Source organism: Butyrivibrio sp. LB2008 (assembly GCF_000621565.1).
Taxonomy (GTDB): Bacteria; Bacillota; Clostridia; order Lachnospirales; family Lachnospiraceae; genus Butyrivibrio.
Window position 1 is genome coordinate 145,144 of record NZ_JHXZ01000013.1, and the last position, 15,302, is coordinate 160,445.

Below are 15,302 nucleotides of genomic sequence, written 5' to 3' on the forward strand. Positions count from 1 at the left end.
AACATGCGATTAGTTGTCACTCTTTAATCTTTTCCTTTCTCAAAGCTTTTTATTAAGCTCCGTTTCTAACTTATGTTGGTATGATAACATCATTTATCGTAGCTGTCATTATACCCGTGGTATAAATCACCAAATCTTCATACTTTTCGCGGCATCGTGTTATGCAGATTCCGCAAAATCCCCGAGTATAACAGATTATTTCCTTCATCTCTTCATATTGTTACTTTTAGATTAACAAATCTGCTAATATATTTACTGTATGAAGAAAGAGGTATTTGGGGACTAAATGGAGGAAGAAACAGTATGAAAAGATTTTCAAAACGCATCGGCTCACTCCTTACAGGTATAGCCATGTTTGCGTGCTCTTTGTATATAATGCCGCCTGTTACGGCACATGCAGAGGCAACATCACCCGAATCAGGTAAGTGTTATTACCTTAAGAATAAAAATAGCGGAATGTATCTGACAGTCGAAAATGATTCAGCATCCAACGCCGCTAATGTAATTCAATCAAAAGGCACAGGTTCACGCGGCCAGAAATGGATCCTTGAGCAAAACAGTTCAGGCTCTTATCGCCTGCATCCCGCAACAGACATGTCTGGCGGTATGTCTCTTGATGTAGCATACGGTTCATCAAAGGATGCGACCAATGTCCAGATTTATTCAAACAACGGCGCTGCGGCACAGAACTTCAAGTTCGTCGAGGCAGATTCCAAGAAAGGCTACTACATAACAACAGAAGCTTCAGGTTTTTCATCCGTTCTTGATGTAAACAGAAAGAGCAAAGAATCGGGAGCAAATGTTCAGCAGTACAGAAATCTCAAGCAGAGCAATCAGATCTGGTACTTTGAACAGACAGATATGCCTTCAGGCGGATCACAGAAAGCTCAACCCGGCAATAATAGCAGCAGCCAGGGTAACAGCTCCGTCAATCCACAGCCTGCGAACCCGAAGCCCGAAAATAACAATTCAAATAATCAGGCAAATAATCAGAACCAAACTTCCAATTACAGACCGGATTCATCATATCCTCAGCAGCAGATGCAACTTCAGAACTGCTCTGACGGCGGCAATGTAACAGCAAACGGAGGCGCTCTCACAACAAGCAATTCCACTGCCGCAAATGCCAGATGGATTCTTGATTATGTAAGTAACAACACATTCAGGATCATAAGTGCAGCAGACGGAACGAGCCTTACACAGGCAAACGGTTCTGTTTCCACAGCACCTGTATCTTCTGATAACAACGCGCAGTTCTGGACAATCAGTTCCATTAAAAAAGATGCAAACGGCATTCCTCTTAACTATAAGATCGAAAGTCAGGCAAATAACAACCTTGCACTTACTCTTTCAGGAAACAGTTACAGCCTCAGCTCTTTTAACGGATCTGCAGCGCAGTGCTTCAGACTTAATTCATACGGCGCAGAAGGCTTTGCCGGTTACTGCCTCGATATGAGCAAAAGAGAAAAAGCTTCCGTTACTGGCGGCGTTCTCGGACAGGTTGTAAAAGCAAATAACCTTTCGGATCTTCAGCGTTATGCTTCAGGTTCTACTCCGTATACCATTGTAATAAGCAGTGATATATCAGCAAACTCTCTTACAAAGGTTTCGGTAGGATCAAACAAGACCTTCGTTGGTTCTTACAACGCACATACGCTTAACAATATACACTTTAGAAACATTTCCGCTTCCGGAAACAACATTTATAAGAACATCACTTTTGCGCACTCTGTAAACATCAATGACAACGATGATATTCAGATGTATATAACAGACGGAAACAATTTCTGGCTCGATCACTGTTCATGGACAGGTCATGACATGGGAAAAGACGGAAACATACACGGAAATGACAAAGATAAGTTTGTCTATGTGGGACTTAAGTCAAACTTCGTATCAATTACAGGCTGTTACTTCGGAGGACATAAATATGGTCTCATCCTCGGTTATCCCGAAGAGAACGGTTCTCCCACATATAACGGATATCCTTGCATGACTATATGCAACAGCTACTTTAACGGTACTCAGACAAGAGCACCGGGACTTATGAGATACGGTTATTTCCACTGCTACAATAACTTTGTTTACAACTTCAATATCGGATATACACCTTATACAAACTGCAATATCTTCTCAGAGAACAACTACTTTGACAAAGGAAGAGATTCAGGCGGCGTAGTAAATGATATGGGAAGAGGAAACTTTACAGACAGTGGTTCTGTTCTTTCTTCAGACGTATCAAGACTTAGCATCGGCGGATGCAGCTGGAGGCCTTCATCCAACTACGGATACAAAGCCCGCAATGCAGCAGATGCCAAAGCATGGGCTACAAGCAACGCAGGTTCAAAGAACTCTCCTTTGGTATATGCAATTGATTAAGCAAATATATTTAAGCAAGAAAATGGGGGCTGTCATCGACAGCCCCTTAATTCATGCTTATATTAAATACTAATGTTAGTAAACATCTCTTCTCTGGTTTTTACATTTTTAAGTTCTATCACATCAGGCTCATACTTCCAGCCTTCAGCCTGCCTTACAAGTGTACCTACCTGTATTGCGCGTTCGCCGATTCCGATAAGACTAAACTCACCGATACTGTCACCTGTCTGCGAATTGATCATATCGATCCGCATATGCTCAAGTTTACCAAGCTTCAACTGCTTTTTGGGCTCTTTTAAAAGATCCAAAGTAAACACGATCGCTTTCGTTTCAGGTGACATCTTACTAAAGTCTATATCGATATTCTCGACACAGTTCTGAGCGTCATCACCTTTGTTATCGCCACCGTGAACTATGCTTCCGTCATCCGAAACAAGCTTCTCGTAATTTACGCATTTACAAGCTTTAGCTTCTCCGGAATTCTCTTCGATAATGTATGCCGATGCATCGCAATCCACAGAATGGTCGTTCTTTTCAAGCAATCCGTTTATCAATCCGCCTGAGCGCTGTTTGCCGTACTGCTCCCAGAAAAACCTGATCGTAATAGGATAGCTTCCGTCAATAATGATTTCTTTTCCAACACGTTTCTTCATAGGCCTACCTCGCTAAACTGTCTAACATCTCCCAATATTGAATTTATCAGATCTGTTTCATTAGTAAAACTCTTTTTGTTCTTATTACTAACCTTATCGAATATAGATTCTTTGCAATATGCCAGGTCGGCGATCTCAAGCATAGGAATATCTATCTCGCTGTCGCCTGCTGCAATAACAAACTCGGGAACAAACTTTTCTTTCAGCCTTGTAAGCGCCGCTCCCTTATTGAACTGCGGCGGCAAAAAATATATCTTTCTGCCAAAATACTCGACACGCAGCCTTGTCTTTTCAGAAAAAGTATCCGCAATACCTTCTACGCTTCCCCCGTCTTCACAGTAGGCAAAAACATACATCTCATCTACTTTTCTGCATCTGATATGCAGATCTTCTTTTTGAGATTCAAGCATAGCAAGAATATCATCCAGGTCTTTCCTGTATTCATCCATGAACTTGTAACTTGTTTCATCCCAGGAAGATACTCTTTCGTTGTTCGAAAGAAGTATTGCACCGTTTGTCGTAACAGCATATTCGGGCTCTGCTCCGGGTTTCCAATTTATCCTAAGGTACTGCTCGATCGACCTTGTCGTCAACGGAGTGTACCTTGCAAGCATCTTTAATTCTTCAATCTGTTCGTATGTCTCTTTATTAATATAACTCTGTTCTTTGCCATTTATCCACTCAATACACATATCTCCGTCTCTTTTTTGTTTATAAGAATGGATCAATGTATTATCGAGATCACATGCGATCAATATATTTTTCATTTATGTGTCCGCCATAGATTTAATAATTCCGCAAGCTCTGTAGTGTTTCAGCGGATATTCTGCCACTTCGATATTTTTCTCCCTCGCAAGCTGATAAAGATGTCCCAAATGCTCTTCATCATTCTTGCTGCTTACAAGTATCTTCCATGGCATCCTTCTTAAAAGAACTCGCGTAGCCTCACCGATACTGGGCTTTACCAGGTTGATATCATCGATGCCAAATTCTTTTGCAATAGCCCTTACTTCATCTATCGCACTTTCATCCGGCTTATCCTCTGCAGTATCAGATTCGTCTTCAAACTCAAATTTTGCCTCCACGGCGTCAATGAACTCATAAGTGACGTCTCTATCCATTAAATTATCATAAAAGACAGCACCGTGAAAATCTTTTTCTCCAATAATATCATCGCGCAAAAATGTTCTGCTAAGAAGCCCTGAAACCGTTGAGTTAAGGCATGAGCTTGCGATAAGAAAATCATCATGCGTTCCGAAATATTTGGCAACATACGCAGGATCTGACAAAACCGCAAGACTGTTATCTATCATAGGATAATCCTCGATAGCCTTCGCAAGCTCTCTCTGAATAGCACCCTTACCTGTCCATCCGTCAACAAACTGTATTCCCTCAGCATCGTGTCTTTCAAGAATATAATCTATCGCGTTTTTGTCTATTCCTCTTCCTCTTATGATCGAGATCGAATAGTGCGGCACATCGCAGCCGTATTTCTCTTTGATATATCTTTTTATCAAAATGCCGACAGGCGTACCTGCTCTTGCAAGAGAAACAAGCACCAGCTTATCCCCTTTTGCATTCCACAACCTCTGAGAAACCGCACCGACAGCCTTGGCTGTGATATGGCTGTATCTGGCAAGAGCATCTTCGTATGTCTTCTGATATTTCTCCGAAGGCTCATATTCTATAGGAAGCATCTCGCAGTAATGTCTTCCGCTCTGTATCTCCCTTTCGCGCTCTTCTGTCGTCTGAGGTTCCACCATTCCGGTTATATCTTTTAAAAGGACTGTCACATCCTCCGGTTTATATGTTCCAAACAAATCATTTACCCCCTGTAAAGAACTACGTTCTTATTTCCTTCTTTGAAAAGAGCCTCTACGAGACTGTGTCTTTCGCAGAAAGAATCGCGATCGCTATCTGTTACAATGATAACAAGATCGTACTTTTTAAGATCGTAGATATAGGTCTTTCTTCCATTGTCATAAAGACTCTTTATTCTGTATCCCGATGTTATCGGATAGCCTTTTGCCCTGCAGATTCCGATAGGACTGCGGGTTGTTGAATGTGTATAAACATTGGCTCTTGTATTCTTCTCTATTGTTTCACCCAAAACAATCGCGGGATACATGCATTCTTCCGTTCCCAGGATCAATATACTTCCGTAATCATCAAACAATTTTTCCTGGATCAAAAAATCATATGCAAACATCTTACAGTTTTCCACATATTCACGGGTTTTTACACCAAGTCTGGGATCCATAAGATTTGCGCGCGAATTCAGATATTCATATCTTGCTACGGCTACATTTTCATTTATCTCTTCGGCTTCACTTATATCATATTGCTTTACATCCTCGGTAAAATCCGTGTCATCAAGCTTTACAAGTGAAATGCTCTCTATTCCGTAGCTTTCCATCTTCGCATTGTTTTCTTGTGTTACTCTGTTTATTATTGAAGCTGCGACCAGCTTTTTTTCATTTACTTCAGGATAATTCTTCTTAAGTTGTTCAATAAAATTGATTATTGTTTTTCCGGTCGAGATCTCATCATCGACAAAAACAATAGTCTCAGTATCAGCAAGCCATTTCCCCAGATGAGAAGCTGAAAGCTTCTGATCCGTAGCATGGCTGTGCTCCTCGAGGAATTCAATCCATTCTGATTCACGTGAGATATTCTCTCTGGTTGTATGAATGTAGATGCAATCTCCACCCATCTTCTCTGCAACAGTCATGCCAACAGCAGTTGCAGTCTCAGCAAAGCCTATTACAAGCTTTGTCTCAGGGTACTTTTCACTTACAAGTTCCCCGAAAGTATGAAGCATTTCCAATGCATCCGACGGTCTTACCGGCAAATGCTTGCCCTGCAGAGGATCAACCAAAAGATATGTTCTTTTTGTATTATGAAAACGCTTCGCCAGTTTTAACAGCTCGTGTTCTGTATACTCTTTCACATTATCTCCTTTTATAAACAAATCGACGTTTCCGGATGTGCACGCTTCCCCATACGGCAATCCGGCTTTAACCGTCACACATCCTCTTTTATTCCATATATATCAGCAAGAATGGATATCTTCTTAGCCCACTTTCCGTGAACCTTAACTTCATTCATCCTGTTTCCACCTTCACTCTTCGCAACTCCGAGTGGTCCTTTATCCCAACCAAGGATCTTCATGGCATCTTCATAATCAGCTCTGCTTACCTTAAGACTCTCGTAGATAATAGGTAACTGACTGGGATGAATCGCTGTCTTTCCGATAAATCCGTTTATTCTGTCGAGCTCAAGTTCTCTCGCAAGTCCTTTGTCCCATACTCCGTCACGCTCTGCGCCGAAATACTCCCAAACAGGGCCGGACACAACATAATCCGAAGCAAAAATGTTTATGATATCAACAAATATGTCTCTTATAACTCCGATATCATATATTGTCTGACTTGCCGCTCTTCTAAGGCCGTAGAGATTGCAGAAATCATTTCCGCCTACTCTCACATTGAGTACATAGTCCTTGATCGTATCAAGAGACTCTTTTATCTTGGTCAAAGTTCCGATACGTGTCGCAACATCTGCTATCATCCTTGTTTCAAGGATTGGCATTATATAAGTGATCTTATCCTTGCCTGCATTAACCTTTTTAATGCAAGAGATGTAATCATTCATATTGGACAGATCAAACTTTGGAAGTAAATATCCGGAGATAATATCCGAATAATCTTTGTAGAGATCAATGATATGTCTCATATGCTCGGGTGTTCTTATTCTTACAAACACCAAAGGTCTCTTCTTTTCATCTATTTCCGCAAGTTCCCCAAGCACTTCCTTTAAGATCTGCTCTGCCTCTTCAAGACAATCGTCCTGAATAGTATCTTCCAGGCAAAATGCGAGGGAAGTTAAAAACGGAAAACTTCCGTTTTTAACTTTCTGAGGCACTTTCCGGTTCATTCCGGGAGCATAAAGAAGTCCTCCTATCGAGTACTTGAGTCGCTCTTTCTCATCTAATTCCATTTCTTCACCTGATCAAGCCCTTGTTACTTATTATTTCTTTTTTGTTGCAACAAGGATACCTTTCCTAATTAAATCAACAGGGATCATTGTTGCCGCTATTACTGCAACAAGTGCCCATCCACCGATGCTGAACGGTGTGCAGCTGAACATAGAACTGATCCAGCCAAATACTGCGAACGGAATAACCGCTGCATTAACAATAATTGCCTGTGCCAAAACGATGGCAAACCAAACCTTCATGAATCCGGGATTCTGTTTAAGTCCCTTGAATATTCCGAATCCGTCATCTCTTACATTGAATCCGTTAAAGAGCGCAGCTACAACAAACAGAACAAAGTATGCTGTATGAAGCTGTTCCTGTGATCCAAAGAAGTTTGCAAATACAGGCATCTTGAGGAATGCAAAACTTACAGCTGTAAGCCAAAGTGCCATGCTAAGGATCTGTATAGCCATTGACTTGCTGATAATGCTCTCATCTCTTCTTCTGGGTGCTTCAGTCATATACTTCTCATGAGCAGGCTCATTTCCGAGCATGATAGCTCCGAGACTGTCCATAACAAGATTTACAAAGAGAAGGTGTGTAACCTTCAAAGGTTCAACAACTCCGAAGAACGGGCTGATAGCACTTACGATAACTGCGGCAACATTTATCACCAACTGGAATTTACAGAATTTCAAAATGTTGTGATAAATAGTTCTTCCATACAAGATCGCATCTTTGATGGATCTGAAGTTATCATCGAGGATAACGATCTCACCTGCTTCTTTTGCAGCTTCTGTTCCGCTACCCATAGCGAATCCGACATCTGCTCTCTTAAGTGCGGGTGAATCATTAACTCCGTCTCCGGTCATACCGCAAACAAGATTCATTTCCTGACAGATTCTTACCATTCTGGACTTATCTGTAGGAAGAGCTCTTGCGATTACTCTGATATCTTTTACAATTGCCTTGATCTCATCATCAGTCATGTTGTTAAGCTGAGCAGATGTGAGGGCTCTGTCTGTTTCTTTCTGAATAAGACCTGCATCTTTAGCGATAGAAACCGCTGTCTCTAGACGGTCACCTGTGATCATAACTACCTGGATTCCGGCACCCTGTACTTCCTTGATGGCTTCCTTAGCCTCAGGACGAACATCGTCACGAATTGCTACAAATCCGATGATCACAACATCATCGTTGATCTTATCCTCTGTGAATGCTTTCTCTGAATATCCGAAAGCAAGCACTCTCATTGCTCTTGAAGCGTACTCATTGATCTTGGCTTCAACAGCTTCCTGTGTAAGTTCAATAACTTCACCGTTTGAATTAAGTCCCTTCTTGGCAGATGCAAGAAGTCTCTCGGGAGCTCCTTTGTAGAAGACCTGCTTGAGCTCTTTGATCTCAACCTGGCTGAACTTATTTGCAGAATTGAATGTCTGTGACATTCCTACGCTATAATCTGTATCTTTATCAGTTCCCTTTGTAAGGAAGTTCATCTCTTCCTCACCGAGGAATTTTACAAGAGCCTGGTCGGTAGCATTACCACCGATTACGCGATGCTCTCCGTCGAACATTGATGCTGTATTTTTTCCGATGGCGATATTAAGCATTGACTTTACTTTGCCGTGATCCTTGATCTCAGCCAAAGGAATGTTTGCACCGTCAGCTGTAAAGAATTCAACAACTTCAAGGCTTCCCTTTGTGATGGTACCTGTCTTATCACTGAACAAAATGTTGAGTGATCCTGCAGTCTCAATACCTACTGCCTTACGAACAAGGACGTTGTGATCAAGCATTCTGCTTGTGTTCTGCATAAGTACGAGTGAGATCATAAGAGGAAGTCCCTCAGGTACTGCACAAACAACGATCAATATCGCAAGTGAAACAGCTTCGATAACATTCATAAGAATGTTGCTCCAACCTGAAGCAAAATAAGCTGAAAATCCACCGGCACTGAAGATGAAGTAAGCGATATACAAAACAACGATCACTGCCGCAGATACATATCCGAATACAGAAATCTGATTTGCCAATATTCCAAGCTTAACCTTAAGAGGTGAATCGGGCTCTTCAGCCTGCATATCCTCAGCCATCTTACCCATCATGGTCTTAAGTCCGACTTTGCGAACTTCCATGACACCTTCTCCGTCGAAGATAACAGCGCCTCTAAAGAGTGAGTATGAATCAACAAAAACATCACCCGTGATTTCTTCAGGGAACTCAGTCTTTTCGTCTGTGGCTGTCTTTTCACATTCTTCAGCCTCACCGTTAAGTACTGAGTTATCAACTCTGAGGTCACCCTCAACGAGAATACCGTCAGCAGGAACCTTGTCACCTGACTGAAGGATAACTCTGTCACCAACTACTACATCATCAATTTCGATTACTGAAATAATTCCGTTTCTATATACTTTGCAAGTGTCTTTCTTGGTACTTTCCTTAAGTTCACGGTACTTTGTATCACTTGCAACACCTGTCTTTGCAGTAACAAATGCAACGATAAGTACTGCTACGACTGTTCCGATAGGTTCATAAATCTCTGCCTGTCCCATAAAGAACATGACAAGCATAATTACAACGATAAAGAGAAGGATTTTGATCATAGGATCGCTGAATGTTTCCTTGAACTCCTCCCAAAATGTTGTAGGTTCGGAATCAGGAATAATATTTGCTCCGTTCTTTTCCCTGGATTCCTTTACTTCAATATCTGTTAATCCTTTTTTCCCCATTTTCTAATCACTCCTAATAAGCGTTTTATTTCTTTTATTAAATATTTCCCCTAAAAGCGGTCCCCATAGAAAACGGGCGGGATAGCCACAAATCCCATTGCCAAGACAGTTTCTTTCCCACCCATTTACTTCAAGCACATATTTTAAATCTATTAGGTGTATCTCTTAGCCAGGCCATCGATTCCTTGATCCTGTGTTCCCTGACCGATAGCATTAAACTTCCACTCACCGTTATGGCGATAAACTTCACCAAAGATCATAGCGAGCTGTCCGGAATAATCCTCAGTAAGGTTATATCTGCAGATTTCCTTGTTATTACTCTGATCAACGATTCTTATATACGCATTCTTGATCATTCCGAAATGCTGATTACGTGTTGCAGCGGAATAAATATTTACAACAAAGACAATCTTGTCATACTCTGCAGGAACCGAAGCAAGATCAACAATGATCTGCTCATCGTCTCCGTCACCGGCACCTGTGAGGTTATCTCCCATATGCTGTACTGTTCCCGATGAATGCTTGAGGTTGCGGAAATATACAATATCCTTGCTTCCCTTTAACTTTCCACCCTTAAGCATAATTGCAGATGCATCGCAATCTATATCCTGAACCATACTTGAACTTCCGAACAATGCATTTAAAAGTCCGCCGCCGACGCTCTTTTTAGCCTCGTCCCATCCAAGTCCTACTATTACTTTTCCTAATCCTGCACTCTCTTTTGAAAGGCTAACTTTCTGACCTTTCTGTAAACTAATAGACATTCTGTCTACCTCCTTATCACTCAATCAACTTCAACACCGAAACTAGCACAAAGTGCTGCCAATCCGCCCTGATATCCGCTTCCTATAGCGTTAAATTTCCACTCGCCATTGTTCTTGTAAAGTTCTCCGAACACTGCTGCAGTTTCAATTGAGAAGTCCTCTCCGAGATCGTACTTAAGCATCTCTTCGCCTGTCTCTTCGTTATATATACGAATGAAAGCATTGTTAACCTGTCCAAAATTCTGACGTCTTGTCTCAGCATCATAGATTGTTGCTGTAAATGCGATCTTTACGATGTTCTCGGGAACACGGCTAAGATCAATTCTTATCTGCTCATCATCACCGTCGCCGGCACCTGTTAGATTGTCTCCGAGGTGCTCAATTCCACCTGAAGGGTGCTTTAAATTTCCATAGAATACAAAGTCTTCCTGTCTTGATACCTTGCCGCTCTCAGTCAAGCAGAAAGCTGCAGCGTCAAGATCGAAATCTCCGCCTGTATCAAAAGCATTTATGTCCCATCCAAGTCCTACTACAACTTTCTTTAATCCCGGATTATCCTTTGTAAGGCTTACTTTCTGTCCTTTACTTAAATTAATACCCATGTTTTTATTCTCTCCTTATCTGTTATTCAGCATCTATTCCATAATGTCCGCAAAGAGCTGCCAATCCGCCCTGGAATCCGCTACCGATTGCGTTGAACTTCCAATCGCCGTCTTTCTTGTACAATTCTCCGACAACTACAGCTGTCTCGATTGAGAAATCCTCACCGAGGTCGTATCTGATAAGCTCAGTATTTGTTGCCTCATCAACAATACGAATGTACGCATTTGAAACCTGACCGAAGTTCTGTCTTCTTCTCTCAGCGTCATAGATTGTTACTGTAAATGCAACCTTCTCAATGTTATCGGGGATTGTGCTAAGATTAACCATAACCTGCTCATCATCGCCTTCACCTTCACCGGTAAGGTTATCTCCCATGTGCTTAACAGAGCCGCTTGAATGCTCAAGGTTTCCATAGAAAATAAATTCTTTCTCTGTAGGGCACTTGCCTGATGATCCGAGCAAAAATGCAGATGCATCAAGGTCGAAATCAGCTCCCGAATCAAATGCATTTACATCCCATCCAAGTCCGACCATAATGCTCTTAAGGCTTGGATTGCCCTTTGTCAAATCAACTTTCTGTCCTTTACTAAGATTAATACTCATTTCAATTTCCTCCTAAAAATGTATATACAAAATGCCTGTTATCAGGCGGTAAAATATTAATTCTGATTTGCCGGCATATTATATCTCTGATTAAAGTCTTCCTTGATAGCCTCAAGTCTCTTCTGATCGTCAATTCTCTTCTGACGTGCTTCCTCCTGAATTCTCTGAGTCTCATCAATTCCCGATGTGATAGTTCTCCATGTTGTTTCAAGCGTCTCGATCTGAATTGAGTTGCCTGATGCCATTCTTGCTGTATTCTTAGATACTTCGATAGTATTCTGTGCATTCTTGATAAGCATCTCATTTGTCTTCTTATCAAGCTCAGACATTGCCTCTGCCTGGATCTTCTGGCGCTTAAGGAGGATTGCCTGTGCAAGAGCCTGCTTAAATACAGGAAGTGTAACGATGAATGCTGAATTGATCTTTCTGACAAGGTTGTAGTTACTGAACTCCATTGTCTTGATCATAGGAATTGACTGCATTGCTACGTTTTCTGCAATTCTAAGATCCTGAGTTCTCTGCTCGAGCATCATAAGAGCCTGCTGCATGCTTGTGATCTCAAACTGAAGTGAAGCATCGCCTGTCTCCTGCATTTTCTGCTGAAGCTGTGCGATATACTCTTCCAACTCTCTGCATCCCTGCTCACCTGCAAGTATGTATTTAACGAGCTGATGATAATATGCTACGTTTGACTCGAACATTGTATTGAGCTTGCGGTTTGACTGCTTGATCTCGTCCTCATAACTTCTGAGCTGAACGTAGATCTTGTCAACTTCGTCACCCATTGTGTGATACTTAGCTAGTATCTTCTCAAGCTGCTTCTTAAGATTTCCGAAGAGCTTACCGAAAAGTCCCGGATTTTCCTTGATCTCTTCGATGTCAAACTTTGCCATGATATTTGCCAATGTCTTGAGCATTGCGCTTGAATCATCCAATTGTGAAAGTGTCATGCTGTTAAGAACAACATCGGAAGCCTTTGAAATCTCTTCCGCAACCTCTGCACCGAATGAAACGATGGTATCGAGATTATTTACTTCGAGCTGACTGCAAAGTGCATCTACTTCCTCAGAATTAACCAGGTCACGGCTCATCTGCTCTCTGTCTGCAACGATGTCATACTGCTCTACAGGTTCAATCTCATTTTTTGCTGCAGGCGCACCTACATTCAAAGTTGTTGCCGCCTGTGCGGTCTGTGTTCTGCTAAAATCTAATCCCATTTCTTTTAACCTCTCTTAAAAATCATATCTCGCAGCGTACTGCTTAATTTTGATGGTGATAATCTTAAATTCGGAATCTGTAAATCATATACATATTCACCGATCTGATGCTCTTCAAACGGCCTCGTATTGAAATATCTTTCAACATTCTGATAGCCTGTCGGAACAAAAAACAAAATATCAAATCCGACCAGATTCAAAAAAGCAACCACTATCGAATCCTCAAGACTCAGCATCTTCTCTCCGGCATTGACGTATATCAATTTCGGATTTTTCTTTGTGAAGTCAAACTTCTGTATCATTCTTATCAAATCTTTACTAAGATTAAGAACCGTTCCGATGATGGTATACTCAGTTCCGTTTTCAAAGGTTCCTTTTATAACCTTTTGATCTATAAGTAATTGCAACTTATCCAGCATATGATCCTGTATCTCTTCCCTGAGGAAAGCATACGGAAAATCTTTATGATCTTTGATCTTATTGCGTTGGAGTTTTCCGTTTTTGAAAAACTCAGTTGCAAAAACTTTCATTGGATTTGGCGCATTCTGCTCTATGTGAGGAGCTTCCGTTATCAGGTATGTATCTTCTTTAAGCAGCTCTTTTATGCTGTTCCAATAACCGTTTATGTCGCCGTTCTTTACTCCCGATACCTTGGAAAAAATAACCGGTATGCTCACAACATTTTCCGTTGTGGCGAAATTCGGTCTGTACTTAACTTCCTCTTTCCACAGGATCGGAATTTCTTCATACATCGTATTAAGTGTTATCGCATTTGCTCTTGCATACTGCTGATTCCTGTATATACCGGAGTCCTGATACATCAGTGTATCGAGCTCGCGCTCTGCATGGTACGCAGATGTGCCCACATGAAGGTCTGTCGTTTCACTCGGAAACTTCTGCACATTCAGGCTGTCCGTAAAGTGCTGCTCATACAGCAGCGGATCGCTCAATGTACAATTCTCGTTTAAATTTGGTACAAAGATCAGTACATCGATAGGGAGCCTTGCCATCAGCTTCATGAAGAGGTTTTCATTTTCATTTTTGCAACCTCCGAAATGTATAAAGCAACCGACTTCCGGCGATTTCCAATTTACCAGTATCTTAAACGCGTAGCGCTTTATCCAGCAGATCAGGTAAACACCTTTATTTATCAATTTGTTAAGGTTCATTCCCGCGACTTTGGATTCCGCGAGCATAACATCTATAAATGCTTTATTTATCAGTCGTTGTATCTCGGCACTTGATGCAAATATGATATTTGTTGAAAGATCGGCAATCGCCTGATCCGGACTCTGATACGCATTTTTTCTGCGCACCTGAGATATTTCTTCCATGGTCGGAACAGGTATCTCGCCGTTCACTACCATCAGGTTTCTCTTACTGTTTTTTATCTCAAGTCCCATCTGATACAGCTCATTTACATATGTCAATTTATCTTCAACACCTTTTATCCTGCAGAAGCAGTTGTAAAAAAATCTGTTGTCGCTTCCGCGAAGTGCGATCGGTGTTCTGACGCTGTCCAGGATCTTGTTTTCTTCTATCCATGCATTTGTGCAATTGGTAATACTCGGTAATGTTCCGTATAGCCTCGCATTATTTGCGGTATCTCTGATATCGTCACGGATTTTTTTCAAACTGTATCCGTCGGGGAATGCTCCCAATCCTTCAATGAAAGTCAGCGCATCAGATGTCTGTGACTGAGGATCTAATTTCAGATACTCAGCATCCCCTTTATACTGGAGCAATATGACATCGCAACCGGCATTGGAAAGGATCGATATAAGCATCAGCTCATAATTACTGATATCCGCTTCATACAATATCTTTGGAACATCATCATTTCCGAGCTTGCTCAGAACTCTTTCAAACTTGTAATAGAGCCAGCACATGAACTTTATGTAGGCGTTCTTTAGCATGTTGTCATTCTTGCCGGCCTTATGCAGCTTATCCAGGCAATCATAGATTGCTGTGGACACTGCCTCCCTCTGATAATCATTCATTCTGGGAAGCCACTTTTTTATCCTGTCAGAAATGAATCCCAAACTAAGTTGAAAATCCATTCCCATAATCTCGTTATAGTATGAAAGGTTCTTTTCGTCAGGATTTGGAATCCTGCCTTCAATTACAACTCCCGATTTCCTCGCATCCTCGTAATACTTGCGTATAAAGGCATCTATCTTCTCGTTGTATCCGTTGATACGGTAGAAGTAGACTCCCTTTTCCGCTCTTTCGCCGAGGCGTTTAAAGAAATCATCCAAATTAGTGGTTTTAATATGTCTTAACACTGTCGTTATCCTCTAATATCTATATCTATGCATAAAAAAAGCATCTGTGATCATCTCCTACGCAACCGCATACGTTAACAGCTTGATAAC

The 15,302-nt window shown here is 41.4% G+C and carries 12 protein-coding genes; 1 reads left to right on the top strand and 11 read right to left on the bottom strand.

Annotated elements, in window-relative coordinates; translation table 11 throughout:
• Positions 1-303: 303 nt before the first annotated feature.
• Positions 304-2,379 (top strand): pectate lyase family protein, encoded by a 2,076-nt coding sequence (locus tag T356_RS20745; RefSeq protein WP_081777732.1) that lies wholly within the window; start codon positions 304-306, stop codon positions 2,377-2,379.
• 62 nt (positions 2,380-2,441) lie between these two features.
• On the opposite strand, the gene T356_RS0103555 is transcribed toward T356_RS20745, so the two are convergent.
• From T356_RS0103555 to T356_RS0103605, 11 genes are all read right to left on the bottom strand, one after another.
• Positions 2,442-3,032, bottom strand: a complete 591-nt coding sequence (locus T356_RS0103555) for a TerD family protein (RefSeq protein ID WP_026513311.1) — start codon at positions 3,030-3,032, stop codon at positions 2,442-2,444.
• Entirely contained in the window at positions 3,029-3,799 is a 771-nt protein-coding gene (locus T356_RS18235) for an HAD family hydrolase (RefSeq protein WP_051563119.1), read from the bottom strand. The genes T356_RS0103555 and T356_RS18235 overlap by 4 nt, the downstream gene beginning before the upstream one ends.
• On the bottom strand, positions 3,800-4,852 hold the full coding sequence (locus T356_RS0103565; RefSeq protein WP_026513312.1) for a cysteine protease StiP family protein: 1,053 nt from the start codon (positions 4,850-4,852) through the stop codon (positions 3,800-3,802).
• Positions 4,853-4,857: 5 nt separating this feature from the next.
• Positions 4,858-5,982 carry a phosphoribosyltransferase domain-containing protein gene (locus T356_RS0103570; RefSeq protein WP_026513313.1) on the bottom strand — a complete coding sequence of 375 codons (1,125 nt, stop codon included), beginning with the start codon at positions 5,980-5,982 and terminating at the stop codon, positions 4,858-4,860.
• Positions 5,983-6,056: 74 nt separating this feature from the next.
• Positions 6,057-7,031: an HpcH/HpaI aldolase/citrate lyase family protein gene (locus T356_RS0103575; RefSeq protein ID WP_026513314.1), complete on the bottom strand. Its 975-nt coding sequence runs from the start codon at positions 7,029-7,031 to the stop codon at positions 6,057-6,059.
• 30 nt (positions 7,032-7,061) lie between these two features.
• Positions 7,062-9,740: a calcium-translocating P-type ATPase, PMCA-type gene (locus T356_RS0103580; RefSeq protein ID WP_026513315.1), complete on the bottom strand. Its 2,679-nt coding sequence runs from the start codon at positions 9,738-9,740 to the stop codon at positions 7,062-7,064.
• A gap of 152 nt (positions 9,741-9,892) precedes the next feature.
• Complete coding sequence (locus T356_RS0103585; protein WP_026513316.1) at positions 9,893-10,504, bottom strand: TerD family protein; 612 nt, start codon at positions 10,502-10,504, stop codon at positions 9,893-9,895.
• A 20-nt stretch (positions 10,505-10,524) separates the two neighbouring features.
• Positions 10,525-11,106, bottom strand: coding sequence for a TerD family protein (locus T356_RS0103590; RefSeq protein WP_026513317.1), 582 nt, complete (start codon positions 11,104-11,106; stop codon positions 10,525-10,527).
• Positions 11,107-11,128: 22 nt separating this feature from the next.
• Entirely contained in the window at positions 11,129-11,710 is a 582-nt protein-coding gene (locus tag T356_RS0103595; RefSeq protein ID WP_026513318.1) for a TerD family protein, read from the bottom strand.
• 56 nt (positions 11,711-11,766) lie between these two features.
• On the bottom strand, positions 11,767-12,927 hold the full coding sequence (locus T356_RS0103600; protein ID WP_026513319.1) for a toxic anion resistance protein: 1,161 nt from the start codon (positions 12,925-12,927) through the stop codon (positions 11,767-11,769).
• A gap of 5 nt (positions 12,928-12,932) precedes the next feature.
• Entirely contained in the window at positions 12,933-15,212 is a 2,280-nt protein-coding gene (locus T356_RS0103605) for a YceG family protein (RefSeq protein ID WP_026513320.1), read from the bottom strand.
• Between the last annotated feature and the right edge of the window lie 90 nt (positions 15,213-15,302).

Bases quoted from the DNA above. Each gene is read 5' to 3' on its own strand.
- T356_RS0103595 (WP_026513318.1), bottom strand. From the start codon at position 11,710: ATGAGTATTAATCTTAGTAAAGGACAGAAAGTTGATTTGACAAAGGGC.
- T356_RS0103555 (WP_026513311.1), bottom strand. From the start codon at position 3,032: ATGAAGAAACGTGTTGGAAAAGAAATCATTATTGACGGAAGCTATCCT.
- T356_RS20745 (WP_081777732.1), top strand. From the start codon at position 304: ATGAAAAGATTTTCAAAACGCATCGGCTCACTCCTTACAGGTATAGCC.
- T356_RS18235 (WP_051563119.1), bottom strand. From the start codon at position 3,799: ATGAAAAATATATTGATCGCATGTGATCTCGATAATACATTGATCCAT.
- T356_RS0103585 (WP_026513316.1), bottom strand. From the start codon at position 10,504: ATGTCTATTAGTTTACAGAAAGGTCAGAAAGTTAGCCTTTCAAAAGAG.
- T356_RS0103600 (WP_026513319.1), bottom strand. From the start codon at position 12,927: ATGGGATTAGATTTTAGCAGAACACAGACCGCACAGGCGGCAACAACT.
- T356_RS0103580 (WP_026513315.1), bottom strand. From the start codon at position 9,740: ATGGGGAAAAAAGGATTAACAGATATTGAAGTAAAGGAATCCAGGGAA.
- T356_RS0103575 (WP_026513314.1), bottom strand. From the start codon at position 7,031: ATGGAATTAGATGAGAAAGAGCGACTCAAGTACTCGATAGGAGGACTT.
- T356_RS0103590 (WP_026513317.1), bottom strand. From the start codon at position 11,106: ATGGGTATTAATTTAAGTAAAGGACAGAAAGTAAGCCTTACAAAGGAT.